This is a genomic window from Phytomonospora endophytica (genome assembly GCF_014202425.1).
Taxonomy (GTDB): Bacteria; Actinomycetota; Actinomycetes; order Mycobacteriales; family Micromonosporaceae; genus Phytomonospora; species Phytomonospora endophytica.
Window position 1 is genome coordinate 546,589 of sequence record NZ_JACHGT010000003.1, and the last position, 19,568, is coordinate 566,156.

Below are 19,568 nucleotides of genomic sequence, written 5' to 3' on the forward strand. Positions count from 1 at the left end.
GCGCTCCACTGTGGATCACCGGCCGGGCCTGCCCGCTTCGCCGTGCCGGGTAACGTTCTGCGCCAGGGAGGGTGCCACATGACCGGGCAGTCCAGACAGTCCAGGCCGGACGTCCGCGCCACCGTGCGTGACGTCGCCGCCGAGACGGGGCTGTCGATCGCGACGGTCTCCCGTGTGCTCAACGGCCAGGCCAACGTCGCGCCCCACACTCGCGAGCTCGTGCTCAAGGCCGTCGACCGGCTGGGCGCGCAGGCGCCCCGGCCGCGCGTGGCGGCGGTGCGCCCGGCCGAGGGGGCGGTGTTCGTGCGCTGTCCTTACGTCCTCACCGACTACTTCGGACTGATCGTCTCGTCGATCGCCGAGACCCTGGAACGCCACGGCCGCCGCGTCGTCCTCAACGCCGGGGAGTCCTCGCAGGGCGAGCCCGTGCTCGCCGGGCTCGCCGCCCAGCCGGAGCTCGCCGCGGCGGTGCTGATCCTCCCGCCCGAGGACGCCGCCGAGATCATCCACCTGCGCGACCGCCGTTTCCCTTTCGTGGTCGTCGATCCGCGCACGTCCCTCCCCCGCGACATCGTCTCGGTGTCGGCCGCGCATTTCGCGGGCGCCCGCCAGGTGATGGCGCATCTCGTCGAGTTGGGGCACCGGCGGGTCGGCGTGGTCGGTGGGCCGCGTGCGTGGCTGACCAACGACGCGCGTCTCGCGGGGTACGCCGCCGCGCTCGCCGAGGCCGGTGTCATCACGGCGCCCGAGCTGGTGCGCGACGTCGCCGAGCCGACGACCGACCTGGGTCGCCGGGTCGCCGGTGAGCTGCTGGACCTGCCCGAGCGGCCGACCGCGCTGGTCGCGTTCAACGACAAGATGGCCGTCGGGGCTCTGCACGCGGCGGCCGAGCGCGGCCTGTCGGTGCCCGGGGACCTGTCGATCGCCGGTTTCGACGACCTGGATCTGAGCCGTGCGACGCGGCCGATGCTCACCACGGTCCGGCAGCCCCTTCAGGAGATGGGGCGGATGGCGGTCGCGTTGCTCATGCGGCTCCTCGACCGGCACGAGCTGGAGGCGCTGCACGTCGAGCTCGCCACCGAACTGGTCGTGCGGGGCTCGACCGGTCCCGTCACCCGAGTAAACGTTTCAGATTCTTGACAGCGCGTGTGCGCCGTGTTTCTCTGGTTTGGCGAGCGTGTTCCAGTTTTGTTTCATTTGTTCCATCGCTCGCGCTCCCTCCGTGAAAGGAGCCCGGCGTGCACAGAACACATCGACGCTTCCTCGGCATCGGCGTCATCGCCGCTTGTCTGGTCGCATTAGGGACCACCGTCTCCCCGCAACCGGCCGGCGCGGCCGGTGAACGGGTCGACGTCTGGCTGACCACCACTTCCGACGGCGGCGGCCGCGTTGTCACCCGCGGCCTCGAACAGCAGGCGCCCACCGCGTTCGGCGCCCCCGGCGGCGGCGGTCAGACCATCACCGTCAACGAGGGCACCACCTACCAGCAGTTCGAGGGCGGCGGCGCCTCCATCACCGACACGACCGCCTATCTCATGCGCGGCGGCCCGATCAGCGGCGCCACCCGCGACGCGGTCATGCGCAAGCTCTTCTCCCCCACCGACGGGATCGGGCTGTCCTTCGTCCGCAACCCGATCGGCGCCTCCGACCTCTCCCGCCCCGGCATGGTCTCGCTCGACGACACCTGCTGCAACCTCAACGACTTCAACGCCAACGGGTACGACACCAACGTCCGGCTGCTGACCCAGCAGGCCAAGTCGCTCAACCCGGCACTGCGCGTCAAAGGCGTGCCCTGGAGCGCGCCGGGCTGGATGAAGGACAACGGCCGGATGGACCAGATGGGCTGGCTCAAGGCGGAGTACTACGCCATGTACGCCCAGTACCTGGTGAAGTACGTGCAGAGCTATCAGGCCGCCGGCGTCCCGGTCAACTACATCTCGGTGCAGAACGAGCCCAACTGCTGCCAGTCGGGAAACCCCACCGCGATGAACTACCCGGGCATGAGCTGGAACGCCTCCGGGCTGATCGAGCTCACCAAGAACCACGTCTTCCCGGCCTTCCGGGCCGCCGGGATCACCACCAAGGTGCTCGTGCACGACTGGAACTACGGCGACTACCCGAACTTCGGCGGCCAGATCCTCGCCGACTCGGCGCTGCGCGGCGATCCACTGTTCGGCGGCATCGCCTGGCACGGCTACTTCGGCGACCCGGCGGTCGGCACACAGGTGCACGGCCAGTACCCGAACGTCAAGCAGTTCAGCACCGAGCACTCCGGCGGAACGTGGATCGGCAATCAGCACAACGAGGACCTCGCCGACATCGTCAACTACACCCGCAACTGGTCGGGCAGCCTGGTCAAGTGGAGCCTGGCCCTCAACCAGAACATGGGCCCGCACAACGGCGGCTGCGGCACCTGCACCGGCCTGATCACCGTCCAGGAGGGCGGCCCGCGCGCCGGGCAGGTCGACTACACGATCGAGTACTACACCACCGGGCACCTGACCAAGTTCGTCAAGCCGGGCGCGTACCGGATCGACTCGACCGCCAACGGGTCCGTCCCGAACGTCGCGTGGAAGAACCCCGACGGCTCGAAGGCCCTCATCGCCCACAACGGAGGCGGCTCCGCCCAGCAGGTCCGGGTCAACTGGGGCGGACAGTCCTTCACCTACAGCCTCCCGGCCCGCACCACGGCGACGTTCACCTGGTCGGGAACCCCCGGTGGCGACCCGACCGGCGGCCGGCTCACCGGCCTCGCGGGCAAGTGCGCCGACGTCGCCGGGGGCAGCACCGCCGACGGTGCCGCCGTGCAGCTCTACGGGTGCAACGGAACCACCGCCCAGCAGTGGTCGCGCCCCGGCGACGGGACCGTCCGCGCGCTCGGCAAGTGCCTCGACGTGACGAACCACGGGACCGCCAACGGCAGTCAGCTGCAGTTGTGGAGCTGTACCGGGGCGGCCAACCAGCAGTGGACGTACAACGCGTCGACCCAGGATCTGGTGAATCCGGCGGCGAACAAGTGCGTCGACGTCACCGGCAACAACAGCGCCGACGGGACCAGACTGCAGCTCTGGACCTGCACCGGCGCGGCCAACCAGAACTGGACCTTCACCTGACCGGTAGGGTCCGCGGGCCACCCGCCCGCGGACCCTTCCCAGGGCGGCCGCGCGATGGAATGATCATCCCGGTGAGAACGACACCACCCCAGCGCAAGGCCCTCAGCAACGACGTCCCCGCGATCGAGGCGCTCATGCGCCGCTCCGTCGAAGAGCTGTTCCCCCTCTTCCACGACGCCGGCGACACCGCCGCCGCGGCGAAGTACCTCACGGTCCCCGACATCGTCCTCATCGACGACGGCACCTACTACGTGCACGAGGACGGCGGCGAGATCATCGCCTGCGGCGGCTGGAGCAAGCGCGACAAGCTCTACACCGGCTCGGGCGACAGGGACGGCGACGCCCGCCTCCTCGACCCGGCTACCGAACCGGCCCGGGTCCGGGCCATGTTCGTGCGCGGCGACCACGCCCGGCGCGGAATCGGCCGCGCGATCCTCACCTCCTGCGCCGAGGCGGCCAAGGCCGACGGCTACCGCTCGCTGGTGCTCATGGCGACCCTGCCGGGTGTGCCGCTGTACAAGGCCTTCGGCTTCCGCGAGCTCGGCCGGGAAGACCTCCCGCTGCCCGACGGGACGACCCTCGCCGGCGTCGCCATGGAAATGGACCTGGACTGAGCTACCCCGGTGGGTCCACATCGGACGCGGTGACGGCGCCCTCGTCCAGCGACGCCGCCTCGGCGCGCAGCCGCAGCAGGCCGCCGTCCAGGTCGACGACCTCCCGCAACAGCACATACGGCCCCGACACCAGACGCCGAACCTCGCTGCGGAACGCCCGGCCGCCCTCGTTCCCCTCCAGCACGCCGAGGTACTCCACGCACTCCCGGCCCAGCACGGTCTCCCGCCCGCCGGGCACCTGGCCGTCGAGGTCTCCGGCGAGCACCTGCGCGGCGATCGGCGCGATCCTGGCGACCGGCACCTCCCACGGGCGCGCCCGCGGTTCGTCGACGAGACCGACCGGCTCGTCGAGATCCCCGTAGAGGTCGGTGCGCCCGCGGTCCGGGACCGCGGTGGCGGCGTCCATGAACTCCTCCATGGTGCGCGGGGTGCGCCCGAAGCCGCGCGGCTCGCTCACGTCGGCGGCGAGATCGGCGTACGCGCGACCCGACTCGTCGTGGATCCGGAAACGCGTGCCGCGCCACCAGATGGTCAGCCGCGTGGTGAGCACCGGTGCGCCCGGCGCGATGCGGGTGCGCAGCAGCCGCACGCGGACGTTGAGGCCCGTCACGGCAGTGTCGCCAGGTGGGCGGTGCGCCCTTCGAAGCCGGCGAGGTCGGCGCCGGTCATGTCGAAGGTGCGGGCTCCGCGCGGTACGGCGTGATCGGTCACCAGGTAGTCCATGTGCGCCCTGCCCATGCCCGCGTAGCGGACCCCGCGCCTGGCGGCGTCGGCGACGACGTGCTTGAAGTGGAGATTGCGCCACAGCGCGAACTTGCTCGCGCGGTCGGCCTCGGTGGCGCTCGGCATGCGGCGCAGTCTTCGTCGTTCTCGCCAGTTCAGGCCGGCGTCACTTCCCGCGCGGGCGTTGAGCACCGGGAGGAGGGCGTTGACGAAGGCGAGCAGGTTGGGCAGTTTCGGGCGGTGGGCGACGGTGTCGAGCGTGTCACCGAGGTGGCCGTCGACGACCAGCCCGGTGATCCAGGCGTCGAGGGTCGCCATCTGGGCGGTGGTCACCGCGGCGAGGTTTCGTTTCTCGGCGGAGAGGGCGCGTTGCCAGCGGCGCCTTCCCGCGACCTCGGCGACGACGTCCTTGGCGAAGGCCCAGGAGATCTTCAGGTATCGCTGGGTGGGCTCACCGACGTAGCCTCCGGTGGCCAGGCCGGCGAGCGCGCTGGTTCCGTTGAAGTACGGGATCAGCAGGTTCATCGCGAAGGCCATCTTGGGGTAGAGCGACTCCCCTCCGAAGCGGCGCCGGTTCGGTGCCGCCCCGACGCCGAAGGCGGCGTAGCCGGCGTTGTTCTCGGTGTTGTAGGCCGCGCTGATCTGGGAGCCGGCCGGAAGCCGGTCGCTGGAGAAGGGTTCGTAGGTGAAGTTGGTGGTGCCGATCGCGGGCGCGACCATCTCGAACTTCACCTGGGTGTGGTCCTCGCCGAGGATGTTCAAACCGGTGCGGGGGAAGCGAACCCAGGTGTCGGCGCTGGGTGGGCCGGGCAGGTTGCCGATGTGGTCGGTGGTGCCCGCCGCGTGGGCGTTCATCTCGGCGACGTCGTGGTAGTCGCGCATGAGCCCGTCGCCAGCCCACGGCGTCGTGATCGCGTTGAGGCGCGGGTCGGGTGCGTGGACCCGCACTCCGGCGATGAACACGCGGCGCTGGACGGTCGGGCGGTCGGCCGCGCTCGCGTCCAGGTACCGCCCGAAGGCCCGGTTGCCGACCCGGCTCTGCATGGCCGCGGCACGGTCCAGAAGGGATTCGTCGGTCTTGTCCTCGGTGCCCCCCTGTCGCACGGCCCGGATGGCCGAGGCGGGCGGGCGGTGGCGGTCGCGCAAGGCGGTCTCCTCCCAGCACGGGGCACCAATTCTAGGAAGGCGCACGGCCGGGCGACGGGGCGAAAGGGCACCCGAAGGTGCAGGCCGCGAAAACTCCTTCGACACGGTTCGGGCCTCCCGGCTAAGGTCTCGGCCATGTCCAGCCCCGAGGCGTCCAGACCCGGGCCACCGGTCTCCGGTGGCCGTTCGCCGACCTCGCGCTGATCGCGCCCGGCTCCGGGCGCCCTTTTCCGCACGCTCTGGCTCCGCCACCGGCGGCCGTTCCCCGGCGGTCCGTTTCTCGGTACCGCCGTGTCCACAACGGTCCATTCCACGGTCACGGAGTCTCTTCATGCCTTTCGCCGTCTACATGCTCGCCCTCGCGGTCTTCGCGCAGGGCACTTCGGAGTTCATGCTCGCGGGCCTGGTGCCCGACATCGCCGGCGACCTGTCGGTGTCCATTCCCGCGGCGGGGAACCTCACCTCCGCCTTCGCGCTGGGGATGATCATCGGGGCGCCGCTCATGGCGATCCTCAGTCTGCGCCGGCCGCGCCGCCGGGCGCTGCTGATCTTCCTGATCACGTTCCTGCTCGTACACATCGTCGGCGCGGTGACCACCAGTTACGCGGTGCTGCTGGCCACGCGGGTGATCGCGGCCCTGGCCAACGCGGGTTTCCTCGCCGTGGCACTCACGACGGCGGGCGCGCTCGTCGCCGGCGGCGCCAAGGGCCGCGTGACCTCGGTACTGCTGGGCGGAGTCACCGTCGCCTGCGTCGCCGGGGTCCCCGGCGGGGCCCTGCTCGGGCAGGTCTGGGGCTGGCGGGCCGCCTTCTGGGCGGTTGCGGCGGTCTCGGTGCCCGCCGTCGTGGCGATCCTGCGGTCGGTCCCGGCCGGGCCGCCGCCTTCGGCGGGCACGAGCGCCCGTCGTGAGCTGCGGGCACTGCGGGACACCCGGTTGCTGACGACGCTGCTGCTCGGGGCCCTGGTCAACGGCGGCACGTTCTGCGCCTTCACCTTCCTGGCCCCGCTGCTGACCGAGGTCGGCGGCATCGGCGAGGTCTGGGTCCCGGCGCTGCTGGCGTTGTTCGGTCTCGGTTCCTTCGCGGGCGTCACGGCCGGGGGGCGCTTCGCCGACGCCCGGCCGCGGCGGATGGTCCTCGGCGGCGGGGGCGCGCTGGCCGCGGGGTGGGCGCTGTTCGCGCTCACGGCGGGAAACCCGGTGCCGGCGGTCGTGCTGGTGCCGGTCCTGGCGGCGCTGTCCTTCGCGGTCGGTTCGACGCTGATCGCACGGGCGCTGTACGCGGCGCCGACCGCCCCGACTCTGGCCGGTGGTTTCGCGACGGCCGCGTTCAACGTGGGTGGTGCCCTCGGGCCGTGGGCGGGTGGCCTGGCGATCGGTGCCGGGCTTGGGTTCCGGTCACCGTTGTGGGTCAGTGCCGGGCTGGTGGCCTTGGCTCTCATCGCGGCGATCGTGTCGGGCTTCGGTCGGCCTGTGCGCGAATCTCGTCCACATAGCGCGGCCACAGGGCTCTAGGCAGGTCGTGCCCGACGCCCGGCAGCGTGATCAGCCGGGCGCCGGGCACGGCGGCGGCGAGGTCGTGGGAGGCGCGGGGACGCAGCAGCGGGTCCTGTTCGCCGTGGAAGACCACGGTGGGCGCACGCAGGGTGCCAAGCTCCGGGCCGCTCCAGCGCGCGCCGGTCTGGCGGGCTTGGGCGGCGGTGTCGCGGAAGCCGCTGACGCGGTCGCGTTCGGCCGCCGCGCGGGCGGACTCCTCGTCGAAGGGGTGGGCGGGCGATGCGAGCATCCGGGCCAGTGCGATCCCGGCCGCGACGTCGCCCTCGTGGCCGTCGGCGAAGCGGATGCGGGACATGCGCACCATGACTCCCGGCCGGATGTAGCGGATCAGGGCGAGGGGCCCGGCTCCGCTGGGGACGCACGCCGAGGTGGTGAGGGTGTGGACGTGGTCAGGGTGCCGCAGGGCGATGTGCTGGGCGACGACGCCGCCCATCGAGTGCCCGAACAGGTGCGCGCCGCTCCAGCCGAGCGCGTCGAGGACGGCGACGGCGTCGTCGGCGAGGTCTTCGGCGGTGTAGGCGGCCGGGCGGCGGCGGAAGAGGGACGTGATCGGGTTGCCGCGCTTCCGGTCGGGCCAGCGGCTCGACTCGCCGGAGTCCCGGTGGTCGTAGGTGGCGACGTGGAACCCGGCGGCGACGAGGTCGTCGATGAGGCCGGGCGGCCACCAGAAGCGGGAGGCCGCGAGGCCCATGATGAGCAGAAGCGGGTCGCCGCCTTTTCCTCCGTGGTCCTCGTAGGCGATGGTCATCGTTCCGCTGGTCGTGTACCGGGTGGACATGCCGACTCCTTTCGCGAACGTCGTTCGCAAATAAGGCTAGCCGATCGGGTACGGTGTTCGCAAACACCGAGGAGGGGGAGCGATGTCCGAGGAGGTCATCTGGCTGCGGCCCGAGCACGCGGCCGTCGGCCGACCCGCCGAACGCAGCCGCGCCGAGATCACCGCCGCCGCGATCGGCCTGGCCGACCGCGAAGGCCTCGACGCGGTGTCGATGCGCAAGGTCGCCGCGGAACTCGGTACCGGCGCGGCCTCCCTCTACCGCTACGTCGCCAATCGCGACGACCTGCTCGACCTGATGGCCGACGCCACCGCCGCCGAGTACGAACTCCGGCCGCCGAGCGGCGATCCCCTCGCCGACCTCGGAGTTCTGGGCACCCGGAGTCTGGCGATCATGCGCCGCCATCCGTGGCTGCCGACGCTGGTGCTCACCCGCTCGACCCTCGGCCCCGGCGGCGCGGACCTCCTGGAGCACTTCCTGACCGTCGTCGACGGGCTACCGCTCGACGCCACGGCCAAGATGGAGGGCTTCGCGCTGCTCCAGGGATTCATCGCGATGTACGCCCACCACGAAGCCGGTGCGGAGGGCGAGCTCATGCGGCGGCAGACGGCCTACCTCGCGCACGTCGCCGGCGACGGCGGGCATCCCCGGCTAGCGGCGGTCTTCGCGGAGGCCGGTGACACCGGCGCCGACCGGTTCCCCGGGCTGCTCAGGCGCGTGCTGACGGGACTGCTCGGAGACATCGGCGCGTGACGAGGGACGGATGCGCGGACCGCGCACCCGTCCGTGCGCGTCACAGACCGGTGATCTGGACGAGGATGGTGCCGTTCTGGCTGGTCATCCCGCCGGGAACCAGGCATTCCAGCGGGTTGACGAGAAGGTAGATCCAGGTGACGACCGCCGCGGCGCCGGTGAACTGGCCCGCGATGATGGAGCCGACGCCGGTCTGCTGCACGATTCCGGCGGTGGAACTGGCCGTGTAGGTCAGGGTGGCGGTGGAGGTCTGGCCGTTGTTCCAGGCGAGCAGGAGCGGACCGGTGCCGAGGGGGAAGATCGAGTTGCAGGAGGCGTTCGGAACGCTGTAGACGAAGGGGCCCAGAGACCCGCTCGTGAGTGTCGGGTCGGTGGACGTGCAGGACGTGAGAGCGTCGTTCTCCGTGACCGTGACCGTCTGTGGGGTGAGTGTCATCCCTGGGCTCAGGGCGACGTGGCTGGTTCCGGTGCAGGTGGTCGTCGACGCGGCGTGGGCCGGAGTGACCGGGACCGTGATGACGGCGAGGGCCACGGCGCAGCCGAGGACGGTGGTGATCGCGCGCCTCAACCGAGCGCGTGCACGGGATGGTGTGGACATGGTGCCTCGTTTCTCGCGGGTGGGCTTGGCGCGAGGGCGACGGGGGTGCGACCGGGCGGTCCGCGGTTCCCGCGGCCCGCCCGATCGTCTGTGGGAAGCCGCTCAGCAGCTCGATGTGGTGTCTCCGACGTCGGTGGTGCAGGTGTCGGATCCGAGTCCGCCGTTGGCGCTGTCGCCGCCGACGCCGTCTTGGACGTTGATGCTGTCGTTGCCGAGGTTGCCGCTCATGATGTCGGTGCCGTCGGTGTCGAGCATCGTGTCGTTGCCGTTCTGGCCGTCGAGGTCGTCGTTTCCGGGGCCGCCGTAGATGTGGTCGGCGCCGTTGTCGAACAGGTACAGCAGCGATCCGAGGAGGGTTTCTCCGTAGTTGGTGTCGTTGCCGTTCTCTCCATAGAGGTAGTCGGCGCCGTTCCCGCCGCCCATGGCGTCATCGCCGTCGCCTCCGTAGATCACGTCGTCGGCGTTGCCGCCGTCGATGATGTCGTTGCCCGACCCGGCGTAGATGGTGTCGTCGTTGTTGCCGCCGTCGATGTCATCGACACCGGGCCCGCCGTAGATCGTGTCGGTCCCGTTCCCACCGTTGATGGTGTCGTTGCCGCCGAGGCCGCAGATGACGTCGTTTCCGTTGCCGCCGTTGAGGGTGTCGTTGCCGTTCGTCCCCAGGATCGAGCACCCCAGGGAGTTGTTGACCGTCGTCGACTCCGCATCGGTGTTGTCCGAACCGTTGAGGTCGGTCTCGTTCAGAGTCGCCACGGCGGTGGCGGTCACGGTCCCGGTAGCGGCGGGTGTCACCGTCACGGTGATGGTGGCACCGGCTCCGGCGTTGAGGGCGCCGATCGTGCAGGTCACCGTCGGGGCGGAGGTCGAGCAGGACCCCTGCGACGTCGTCGACGACACGATCGCCACCGATGCTCCGGTAAGGGTCGTGGCCACCGAGACACCGGTGGCGTTGGCGACACCCGAGGCGTTGGCGACCGCCACGGTGTAGGTGAGGTTCGCACCGCCGAGGGCGATCGGGTCGGCGGAGTCGGAAACCGCGACGGACACGTCGGCACCGGCGGGATTGACGGTGGTGGACTCGGCGTCGGTGTTGTCCGTGGCGTTGGCGTCGGTCTCGTTCAGGCTCGCCACCGAGGTCGCGGTGAGGGTGCCCGCAGCGGTCGGCGTCACGGTGACGGTGAGGGTGGCCGACGCGAAGGGAGCCATCGACCCCACGGTGCAGGTGACGACCGGGGCGGATGTCGAGCAGGAGCCTTGGCTGGTGCTGCTCGACACGATCGTCGCGGCGCTACCGGAGAGGGTGGTCGCGACCGAGACGCCGGTGGCGGGGGTGCCCTCGTTGGTCACGGTGGTGGTGTAGGTGACGTTCCCCGCGCCGACGGTGATCGGGTCGGCCGAGTCGGCGACGCCGACGATCAGGTCGGGGCTCAGTGGGGTGACGTTGATGTTGTAGGACCCGGCAATGGTTCCGGCCCCGACGTTGTGGTAGCCGCCGAGGCGAATCCAGTAGGTGGTGCTGGCCGTGGCGGCGAAGGTGACCGTCGAGGCGCCTCCGGGGGCGATGCCGTCGTCGTTGCAGGCGATGTTGGTCAGCGCGTTGACCGCCGACCCGGTGTAGACGTCGAGGATGGTGTCGAAGTTCGACCCGGCGGTGTCGGCCTGGATGTTCCTGGACACCGACGGGGTGATGCTGTACCAAACGGTGTTGTCGACGGTGTCGAGCGCGTTCACCTTGCACGGCGAGGTGTTGTCCTCACCGGCCTCGATGGTGGCGTCCACGGTGGAACCACTGGCCCCGAACACGGTCGTGTGGCCTTCGGCGTTGGCGAAGTCGTCGTTGGCGGGCGGCGCCGCCCACGCCGGTGCCGTGGTCACGGTCGCCATGGCCAGCCCGAGCATGCTCGCGGCGGCCAGAATCACCCAGCGCCGCCCACGCCGGTGGAGGGATGTGGTGTCGATGGAGATGGACAGCATGGAAGTCTCCGGTTCGGTCCTGGCCCCCGCCGCCCCGCGAGCTCCTCCCGCGTGCGGACTGGCGTCCATGCGGGCCTTCCCTGACCCTCTTTCCGGCCCCCCATGAACGCCAGGGGACTTAAGTCCCGCGCGCGTGGGAGCGTTTTCAAGATGGTGGAGAAAGAGCCCGGCGGCACGGTCCGCGTCGCACAGGCGAGTCCGCATCGGCCGGTTCGCGATCGGGCCGACCGTCCGCGGCCTACTTCAGCAGCTTCGCGACCGCCGTGTCGTAGGTCGCCTGATCGATCTCACCGGACTCCCGCAGCTTCGTCAGCTGGGCGATGACCCGGGCCGTTCGGGCGGCCTCGTCGTCCTCCCCCGCGCCGGAGGGCTCGGGGGCCGGCTGCGACGTCGGTTCGGGCTTGTGCGGGACCTTGACCAGCAGAACCGCGACGGTGACCAGCCCGAATCCCGCGATCACGGCGAGGGCGATCTCGATGGTCGAGGTCGGGATACCGCCGAAGAACAGGAAGTGCGCGGGACCGTCGCGTTCGATGAGGCCCTCGCCGACGGCCTCTTCGAGGCCGACGAGGGTCGCGCCGGCCGAGAGGAACAGCCCCACGCCGAACATGAGATGCCCACGGCCCGGTGGAAGGACGGCGTAGGCCGCGGCGAACATGACGAAGAGGCCGAGAACCGGTGCGGCTCCGGCGAAGTCGTTGGTCGAGCACTCCCCGCCGTAGCACTCCCACTCGACGAGCGAGGCCTCGCGAGCGCCAAGGCGCAGGATCCACTGCCCGGCGACGAAGAGGACGAGGAAACCGAGGACGCGCAGGACGAGCGTGCGCTTGAACGTGCTCATGGGCGGCCCTGGGGTCGAGGGGACGGGCACGCCGAGTCTACTGGGGAGGGGCACGCTCGCCCCTCCCCCGAACCGTCGCGGCCTCAGCCGCGCCCGATCGCCTCCGTCAGGTTCTCGCTGAGCCCCAGCGGCTCACCGAGCACCCCGCCCGGCGCGAACAGGCGCGGCGCGGTCACCGGTGTCGCCCCCAGTGCCTCCAGCAGCGTGACCACCGGCGCGAGCTTCTCGTAGGTCAGCAGGACGACCTCACCCGGCCGCGCCATCCCCAGCGCGACGGGCAGCGCCTCCCGCAGTCCGATGGCCGTCCGGCACTCCGTGTCCGGCCGGTGCGCGGTGATCGCGTCATGGATGATCGCCGACGTCTCCCCCGCCCGGCGTCCGCGCTTGTCGACGTCCTCGTAGACGACGACACGCGCGAAACCGTCGGCGACGGCCCGCGCCGACGCCTCCAGGAGGTCGTCGCGCCGGTCGCCGGGGAAGGTCACCGCCGCGACGGCGCCGTCCCAGATCTCGCCGACCGTCCCGGCCATCGCGGCAAGGCCCGGCGCGTTGTGCGCGTAGTCGACGAGCACATCGACGCCGTCGAGATTCCAGAGCATGCCCCGCCCGGGGTTCCCGGTCCACGGGTCGAAGGACCGCAGCCGGTCCACGATCGCCTCGGCCGGCGTGCCCAGCGCCCGCGCGGCCGCGACCGCCGCGAGTGCGTTGGCCAGCGCGTGCGGTGCCTTCCCGTCGAAGGAGCCGGGGATGTCGGCGAGATACATCAGCGCCTCGCGCCGCGGGCCGCTCGCCTCCACCAGGCGCCCGTCCTCGGCGAGGAAGGCGCGCCCACCCGCGCGCAGGTGCGCGGCGATGACGGGATTGCGGTCGTCGGTCCCGAACCAGATCTGCTCCTTGTACGCCGCCCGCACACCCGGCTGGTCCGCGACACTCACGGTGTTCGGGTCGTCGGCGTTGAGGACCAGGGCGCCCCCGTCGCGGACGCGTTCGGCGACGAGGCTCTTGACGTCGATGAGTTCACCGATCGTGCTCACCCCGTCCTGCCCGAGGTGGTCGGCCTCGATGTTGGTGATGACGCCGACGTCCGACCACTCGTAACCAAGGCCGCGCCGGACGATCCCGCCGCGCGCGGTCTCCAGAACCGCCACGTCGACCGTCGGGTCGCCGAGGATCATGTCCGCCGACGCCGGTCCCGTCGCGTCGGCGCGGTGCACGAGCCGCCCGGCGATGTAGACGCCGTCGGAGGTCGTCATCCCGACGCGCGTGCCCTCGACGCCGAGCAGGTGCCCGACGAGGCGGGTCGTCGTGGTCTTGCCGTTCGTGCCCGTGACCGACACCAGCGGGATCCGCGAGGGCGTCCCCGCCGGGAACATCGCCTCGACGATCGCCGACCCCACCCGCCGCGAGCGGCCCTCCGAAGGCGACAGGTGCATGCGCAGGCCCGGCGCGGCGTTGACCTCGATGACCCCGGCCGTCGCCGGGCGCGCGGCGACGGTCGGTTCGAGCGGTTCGGAGATGTCGGGTAGCCGCAGGTCGATGCCCGCGACGTCCATCCCGACGGCGGCGACCGTGCGGCGGCACAGCTCGACGATGTCGGGATGCACGCGGTCGGTGACGTCGCGGCTGGTCCCGCCGGTCGACAGGTTCGCGTTCGCGCACAGCCACACGACCTCGCCCTCGCCCGGAACCGACGCGGGTGTCTTGCCCTGCGAGGCGAGCAGGCGCAGCGCGCCCGCGTCAAGCCGCAGGCGGGTCAGCGCCCGGTCGTGATGCTCACCGCGCCGGGGGTCGGTGTTGACCTGGGCGACGAGCGCGGTGATGTCGTGCCGCCCGTCGCCGGTCACGTGCGCCGGGCGGCGTTCGGCGGCCGCGACGAGCTCGCCCTCGATCATCAGGACGCGGTAGTCGGCGCCCTCGAACTGCCGCTCCACCAGCACGTCGCCGTCCCGGGACGCCTCGGCGAAGGCCTCGGTGATGTCGCGCGGTGTGGACAGGTCGAGGTACACGTGGTGGCCCTGGCGACCGCGGCGCGGTTTCACCACCAGCGGCGCGCCCATCTCCGCGAGGAGCCGCATCGCGTCCTGCACGGTCTGCGCGACGCGCCCCTGCGGGACCGGGATCCCGGCGGCGGCGAGGAACTCGCGGGTCAGCTGCTTGTCGGCGACGATGTCGGTGCCCACCGCCGGTGTCCGGTCGGTCATCGCCGCCCAGGCGAGGCGGCGGTGGCGTCCGTATCCCAGGCGCAGCAGTCCGAGCCGCCCGACGCGCTCGACCGGGATGTCGCGCCGGCGGGCCGCCTGCGCGATGGCCTCGGTGCTCGGCCCCGGGCGCTCGCTCTCGTGGGCCGCGCGGATCGCCGCCAAGGCGTCGGCCCAGACCGGTTCGCGTCCGTCGACGAGCGCGCCGACGATCTCGACGGCGAGTTCGATGAGCGAACGCGGCACCGTGGAGTCGAGGGGCTCGTCGCGTGGGCATTCCATGACGACGTCGTAGCGGCCCGCGGGCCCGGCGAGGCTGGTGCGGCCGAAGGTGACGTCGCGGCCGATCATCGCCGACAGCTCCAGCGCGACGTGCTCGGCGACGTGGCCGAAGTACGTGCCGCCGTGGAGACGCTTGACGAAGCCGCCGGGCCGGTCGCTCGCGCAGTGGTGCGCGGTGAGGCCCGGCAGCAGGGCGAGAAGGGCCTCGGTGAAGCCGTCGTGGTCGGTGGTCTCGTCGCCGGTGAGGCCGTCCAGTTCGAGACGGACGGTCACCACCGGCCGGGGCAGGTATCGGTTCGGTCCACGCAGTCGGCGTACGGACTCGATCCTCATGGCTGTTCCTCCGGTTCGGGTGCTTCGGTGATGCGTGGCTGGCGGCCGTTGAGCTCGAAGGTGTAACCGTGGGGGAGGACGTGCAGCCGCACTCCGCAGAGCGCGATGGGGCCGAGCTCCTCGCTGGGAGTCTCGATGGTGCTGGCCGGGCCGGCGTCGATGACGGTCACCGATCCGGCGCCGATGACCTCGAAACGCGAGCCCTCGACGAGGATCGCGGTGTTCTCGTCGATGCCGAGACCGAGTTCGTGCGGATACTGCGCGATGGCGCTGAGCAGCCGGTTGAGGCGGCCGCGTTCGGCGAAGTGCATGTCGATGAGGACGCCGTGCACGAACTCCAGGCCGGGGCCGGTGCGGACGCTGCCGGGTGAGACGCGCGAGCCCTGACCTTCGACGATCATCGTGCTGGCCATCATCGTGGCGCCCGCGCTGGTGCCGGCCAGGACGAGCCCGTCCTCGGCGCGTTCGTGGAGGATCGTGTCGACGCGCGAGCCGCCGAGGACGGTCGTGATGCGCAGCTGGTCGCCGCCGGTGAAGAAGACGCCGGTCGCGCTGCGCAGGAGGGCCACGGCGTGGTCGCTGTTGGCCTGTTCGCGGTGTTCGAGTCGCAGCGCCTCGACATGTCCGGCGCCGAGCCGGGTGAAGACCTCGATGTACTCGGCCTCGATCTTGTCGGGATCCCCGCTCGCGGTGGCGATGACGATGATGCGCGCCGACCCGCGACCGGAGATCTCGACGAAGCGGTCGAGGATCGTGTCGTCGTGCTCGCAGTGGCTCTCGGCACCGCCGATGACGAGGATCCGCCCGCTCGGCGCGGCCGTCCCCCACTTGATGTACGACATGTCGTGCTCCCCCTTGGCGGCCGAGGCCGATCGCGCCCACGCGACTGGTCGCGCGACGGCCGCGGCAGCCGTCATCTGGGCTTCACCAGCGATGATCCGATACAAGCACGCCGAAGCGCCGTCGGATCGCCGACTGGGGAGATGCGGTGTTCGGGAGGGGACGGGTGGCGACGCGTGGGGTTGGTGGGGGGTTTGGGGCCGGTGGGGTGGTGGGTGAGTTCGGCGACGGGGGCGGCTCCGCGGTTCGGTGGGTGCGGCCCCCCGGGGCATGCGGCCGCGGCCTGGGCATCACAGGCGCGGCCGGTGTCCCCTCTCCTGCGCCGCCGATGCCGGAAAACCCGGACCTAAACGATGTTGCCTTACAAACCAGACCTGGCCCCCCAAATGATCGCCTTCACTCATCAAGCCCCTTTTCGTTCCCTTTTCCCGCCCCCGAAAAATCGACCCTTCCACCCCTTCCGGCCCCGCGACTTAGCCCTAAAGGACGATCTGCCGGATTGGCCGGAACCTTGTAGTCGGTCGGTAGTGTGAAGCCATGTCCGTTCTCGCGGTCAACCGACTCCCGTGCGCGAGCGAGTCGCTACCGGAATGCGCGAGTTCACCGCCGTGCGCATTCCGGGCGACCCCCTCGGCGAATGGGTCGGCGACGCTGCCCGAACGGATGTGCCGCACTGTCCATCGCGCTTGCTCGCACGCGCCCGACCCACCCCCACGCCCGGCCTTCGAGGCCGCCGCGACACCCTTCGGTTCCGGCGCGTGCCGCCGGTTCCGTCGGCCGCGGCGACCGATGACGGCCGGCGTTCCGCCAGGTGCTCTCGCGTTGCGTGAAGCACCGATTTCTCCATGTCACCGTCATGTCGAAAACCGTCACGCGAGTGGCCGGTTTTCCTGACCGAACGATCCCGAAAACGCTTACAGAAACCACGTCCACCGCGAACACGAGAATTCGAAGTCTCAAGCGGGAGCCCCAATTTCGCTCAAGACGAATCGAGACGGCCTTTGCGTCCTCGCGGAACAACTCGGCGAGCGGTGGGCAACCGATTCGACGATAGCGAAGGTGCTGCGTTGTTGGAGGTAGTCCTGCTCGGGCCGGTGGAGGCCCGAGTCGATGGTGTCGGCGTGCCCTTGGCGCCGCTGGAAAGAAACCTGCTCGCACTGCTCGCCCTGTCACCGGGCACCGTGCTCTCCACCGAGCGGATCATCGACAGTCTCTGGGGTGAGCGCCCACCGGCGCAGCCCCGTTCCCGTGTACAGGGCCTGGTGTCGACCCTGCGCCGCAAGCTCGGCGACACGCTCATCACCCGGCACCCCGGGTACCTTCTCGCCGTCCCCCCGGACGGCAGTGACCTGAGCCGGTGCGAGGACCTCGCCCGTCAGGCACGTTCGGCGACCGTCCCCGTCTCGGCCGCCGAACTGCTCAACCGAACCCTCGCCCTCTGGCGCGGCGACCCCCTCGACGGGGTCACCGCGCCGGGGATCGACGCCGACCGGGCCCGCCTCACCGAACTCCGGGTGGGTCTGCTGGAGGAACGTTTCGAGGTCGAACTCGGCCTCGGAAAGCACGCCGCGCTCGTCGGTGAGCTCATCGCCGCCGTCGCGGCCCAGCCCCTGCGGGAGCGGCTCGCGGGTCAGTTAATGCTGGCCCTGTACCGCTGCAACCGTCAGGCCGACGCCTTGCGCGCCTATCAGGCGCTGCGGGAGCGGCTGGCCGAGGAGCTGGGTGGTGATCCCTGCGCGGATCTGCGTGAACTGCACGCCATGATCCTGCGCGGTGGGGAGGCAGCGGTGCACCCGCCGGTGCCGGAGCCGCCGTCGCGGGAACCGAGAGAGGAGGAGCCACGGCCGGCGCAGATGCCGGCCGGGGTAGGCCATTTCACCGGCCGGGAAGGCGATCTGGCGTGGTTGTCGGCCTCGCTCCCGGGACCGTCCGACGAGGCTCGCGTGCTGGTCGTGACCGGCGCGGGTGGGCTCGGCAAGACGGCCCTGGTCGTCTCCTGGGCGCACTCGGTCGCCGATCGTTTCCCCGACGGCCAGATCTTCGTCGAGCTGCACGGCGCGGGGCTGGGCGCCGCACTCTCGGCGGGTTCGGCCCTCGGGTCGGTCCTGCTGGCCCTCGGGGTGACCGCGGATCAGCTGCCGGTGAGCGCGGAGGAGCGCGCCGCCCTCTACCGGACGATGATCCACCGGCGCCGTCTGCTGATCGTGGCAGACGACGCCGGTTCGGTCGCGCAGCTGCTGCCGCTGGTGCCACCGACGGCGGGAAGTCTCGTCGTGGCGACCAGTCGCAGCAGCCTGTCGGCGCTCAGCGCGCATCACGCCGTCCGCTCCCGCACCCTCGAACCGCTCGACCCCGATGCCGCGCACGCCCTACTGCGCGCGATCGTGGGACCCGAGCGGCTGCGGGGTGAGGGCGCGTCCGAGGTGGTGTCGCTGTGCGGCGGCTGGCCGCTGTCGATCCGGCTCGCCGGTGCGACGCTGGCGGCCCGTCCACGGCAGTCGCTGTCATCGTTCGCCGAGGAGCTGCGCGAGCACGCCGACGCGTTGTCGGTGGCCGACGATTCGCGCACGGTCCGGGCGGCGCTCGCCGAGACGCACGCCGGGCTCGACCCGGCGGCGGGGCGGTTGTTCGCGCAGCTGGGGCTGCTGCCCGGGACGTCGGTCTGCCTGTCCCTGGCCGCCGCGACGGCGGGCACCTCGGTGTTGCGCGCGCGGCGGTTGCTGGACGAGCTGATCAGCGCGAACCTGGTCTTCGAGACCGGGCCGGATCGCTATGCGCTGCACGACATGATCCGGCGGTTCGCGCGCCGGTGCGGCGCGGCCCTCTCGGACCGCGCGGTCGTCGAGGAGCGTGTGGTGCGCTGGTATGTGGCCGTGTTCGACACGCTCGCCAGGCGTCTCGAACCCGACCGCGACTGGCCGCCGGCTCCCGGGCAGCCGGAGTGGTCGCCGTTCGAGCCGGACGGTTCGGGCACCGAGCGCTTCCGTGATGCCGAGAGCCCGAACCTCCTCGCGGTGGTGCGGTGGACGGCCGGTCGTCCCGACCGTTCGCTGACCTGGCGGCTGGTGGCGCTGGCGCACGCGTCGGGAGCGCGGGTGCCGGTCGAGGCCTGCGAGATCGGTCTCGCGGCGGCGCTGGAACTCGGCGACCGTCGTGCGGCCGGGGAGGCGCACGCGCGGCTCGGTCTGGTCCTGCTGCGTGATCCGGTGTCCTTCGACGCCGCCGACGGGCACCTGACCCTGGCCGTCGAGCTCCTCGACGCCGGGGACGGGCGCCTGTCCAGCGCGACCTCGTTCGCGCTGGGCGCGTCGCGCGCGGTCCAGGGCCGTCACGGTGAGGCACGGGAGGCGATGGAGTCGGCGCTGTCGCATCTCGATCCGGGCCGGGAGCCGCTGTCCTACGCGGTGGTTCTCCTCGGCTACGCCGAGGTGCTGGTCGGTTCCGGTGCCGTCGACCGGGGACACGAGCGTTTCGCGCAGGCGGTGATCCTGTGCCAGGCCGCGGTCGGCTGGCAGGAGGGCCGTTTCGGGCGTTTCGATCGCGGCCGGGTGTGTCTCGACCGGCGGCTCGCCGACGAGTACCTCGACCACCTCGGGCGCTCGCTCTCGGCGCCCAGGGTCACGCCCCAGGACCGTGGTCTGGCCCGGACGCTGATCGACCTGGGTCTGGCGTTGCGGGCTCGGGACGTGGTGCCCGCAGTGGCCGGGGTCGCGCACGCCGAGGAGGTGTACATGGCGCTTCCGGCGCTGAACGTCGCCGAGTCGTATTCGGCGGAACCGTATGCGGCGGAACCGTACCGGATCTGAAGCGAAACTGAGGGGC

The 19,568-nt window shown here is 71.4% G+C and carries 14 protein-coding genes; 6 read left to right on the top strand and 8 right to left on the bottom strand.

The features are described from left to right. Window positions 1–78: 78 nt before the first annotated feature. From HNR73_RS08870 to HNR73_RS08880, 3 genes are all read left to right on the top strand, one after another. Window positions 79–1,140 (top strand): LacI family DNA-binding transcriptional regulator, encoded by a 1,062-nt coding sequence (locus HNR73_RS08870; protein WP_184786809.1) that lies wholly within the window; start codon window positions 79–81, stop codon window positions 1,138–1,140. 98 nt (window positions 1,141–1,238) lie between these two features. After that, entirely contained in the window at window positions 1,239–3,113 is a 1,875-nt protein-coding gene (locus tag HNR73_RS08875) for a ricin-type beta-trefoil lectin domain protein (protein WP_184786810.1), read from the top strand. 71 nt (window positions 3,114–3,184) lie between these two features. After that, window positions 3,185–3,727 carry a GNAT family N-acetyltransferase gene (locus HNR73_RS08880; protein WP_203685791.1) on the top strand — a complete coding sequence of 181 codons (543 nt, stop codon included), beginning with the start codon at window positions 3,185–3,187 and terminating at the stop codon, window positions 3,725–3,727. Window position 3,728: 1 nt separating this feature from the next. Here the strand turns inward: HNR73_RS08880 and HNR73_RS08885 are convergent, their stop codons facing one another. Next, on the bottom strand, window positions 3,729–4,337 hold the full coding sequence (locus HNR73_RS08885; RefSeq protein ID WP_184786812.1) for a hypothetical protein: 609 nt from the start codon (window positions 4,335–4,337) through the stop codon (window positions 3,729–3,731). Further along, the gene (locus tag HNR73_RS08890; protein WP_184786813.1) at window positions 4,334–5,596 is read right to left on the bottom strand and encodes a hypothetical protein; all 1,263 of its coding nucleotides are present in this window, start codon (window positions 5,594–5,596) and stop codon (window positions 4,334–4,336) included. The genes HNR73_RS08885 and HNR73_RS08890 overlap by 4 nt, the downstream gene beginning before the upstream one ends. A gap of 331 nt (window positions 5,597–5,927) precedes the next feature. Here HNR73_RS08890 and HNR73_RS08895 point away from each other — a divergent pair, with 331 nt between their 5' ends. Next, window positions 5,928–7,109 carry a Cmx/CmrA family chloramphenicol efflux MFS transporter gene (locus HNR73_RS08895; protein ID WP_184786814.1) on the top strand — a complete coding sequence of 394 codons (1,182 nt, stop codon included), beginning with the start codon at window positions 5,928–5,930 and terminating at the stop codon, window positions 7,107–7,109. Here the strand turns inward: HNR73_RS08895 and HNR73_RS08900 are convergent. Beyond that, window positions 7,033–7,929, bottom strand: coding sequence for an alpha/beta fold hydrolase (locus HNR73_RS08900; protein WP_184786815.1), 897 nt, complete (start codon window positions 7,927–7,929; stop codon window positions 7,033–7,035). The genes HNR73_RS08895 and HNR73_RS08900 overlap by 77 nt on opposite strands. Before the next feature lie 82 nt (window positions 7,930–8,011). Between HNR73_RS08900 and HNR73_RS08905 the strand changes: the two genes are divergently transcribed. Then, window positions 8,012–8,680, top strand: coding sequence for a TetR/AcrR family transcriptional regulator (locus tag HNR73_RS08905; protein ID WP_184786816.1), 669 nt, complete (start codon window positions 8,012–8,014; stop codon window positions 8,678–8,680). Window positions 8,681–8,720: 40 nt separating this feature from the next. On the opposite strand, the gene HNR73_RS08910 is transcribed toward HNR73_RS08905, so the two are convergent. The 5 genes from HNR73_RS08910 to HNR73_RS08930 all read right to left on the bottom strand — a co-directional run bounded on the left by HNR73_RS08910 (window position 8,721) and on the right by HNR73_RS08930 (window position 15,748). Further along, window positions 8,721–9,278, bottom strand: coding sequence for a hypothetical protein (locus HNR73_RS08910; protein ID WP_184786817.1), 558 nt, complete (start codon window positions 9,276–9,278; stop codon window positions 8,721–8,723). A 102-nt stretch (window positions 9,279–9,380) separates the two neighbouring features. After that, a complete protein-coding gene (locus HNR73_RS08915; protein WP_184786818.1) occupies window positions 9,381–11,252 on the bottom strand; it encodes a calcium-binding protein in 1,872 nt (623 codons plus the stop codon). A gap of 238 nt (window positions 11,253–11,490) precedes the next feature. Further along, window positions 11,491–12,093: a hypothetical protein gene (locus HNR73_RS08920; protein WP_184786819.1), complete on the bottom strand. Its 603-nt coding sequence runs from the start codon at window positions 12,091–12,093 to the stop codon at window positions 11,491–11,493. Window positions 12,094–12,176: 83 nt separating this feature from the next. Next, entirely contained in the window at window positions 12,177–14,906 is a 2,730-nt protein-coding gene (cphA, locus tag HNR73_RS08925) for a cyanophycin synthetase (protein ID WP_184786820.1), read from the bottom strand. Next, the gene (locus tag HNR73_RS08930; protein WP_184786821.1) at window positions 14,903–15,748 is read right to left on the bottom strand and encodes a cyanophycinase; all 846 of its coding nucleotides are present in this window, start codon (window positions 15,746–15,748) and stop codon (window positions 14,903–14,905) included. The genes cphA and HNR73_RS08930 overlap by 4 nt, the downstream gene beginning before the upstream one ends. Window positions 15,749–16,813: 1,065 nt before the next feature. On the opposite strand from HNR73_RS08930, the gene HNR73_RS08935 reads away from it, so the two are divergent. Further along, complete coding sequence (locus HNR73_RS08935; RefSeq protein ID WP_184786822.1) at window positions 16,814–19,552, top strand: AfsR/SARP family transcriptional regulator; 2,739 nt, start codon at window positions 16,814–16,816, stop codon at window positions 19,550–19,552. The last annotated feature ends 16 nt before the right edge of the window (window positions 19,553–19,568 follow it).

Coding starts and splice junctions, on each gene's coding strand:
- HNR73_RS08870 (WP_184786809.1), top strand. CDS start 79: ATGACCGGGCAGTCCAGACAGTCCAGGCCGGACGTCCGCGCCACCGTG.
- HNR73_RS08895 (WP_184786814.1), top strand. CDS start 5,928: ATGCCTTTCGCCGTCTACATGCTCGCCCTCGCGGTCTTCGCGCAGGGC.
- HNR73_RS08900 (WP_184786815.1), bottom strand. CDS start 7,929: ATGTCCACCCGGTACACGACCAGCGGAACGATGACCATCGCCTACGAG.
- HNR73_RS08905 (WP_184786816.1), top strand. CDS start 8,012: ATGTCCGAGGAGGTCATCTGGCTGCGGCCCGAGCACGCGGCCGTCGGC.
- HNR73_RS08910 (WP_184786817.1), bottom strand. CDS start 9,278: ATGTCCACACCATCCCGTGCACGCGCTCGGTTGAGGCGCGCGATCACC.
- HNR73_RS08915 (WP_184786818.1), bottom strand. CDS start 11,252: ATGCTGTCCATCTCCATCGACACCACATCCCTCCACCGGCGTGGGCGG.
- HNR73_RS08920 (WP_184786819.1), bottom strand. CDS start 12,093: ATGAGCACGTTCAAGCGCACGCTCGTCCTGCGCGTCCTCGGTTTCCTC.
- cphA (WP_184786820.1), bottom strand. CDS start 14,906: ATGAGGATCGAGTCCGTACGCCGACTGCGTGGACCGAACCGATACCTG.
- HNR73_RS08930 (WP_184786821.1), bottom strand. CDS start 15,748: ATGTCGTACATCAAGTGGGGGACGGCCGCGCCGAGCGGGCGGATCCTC.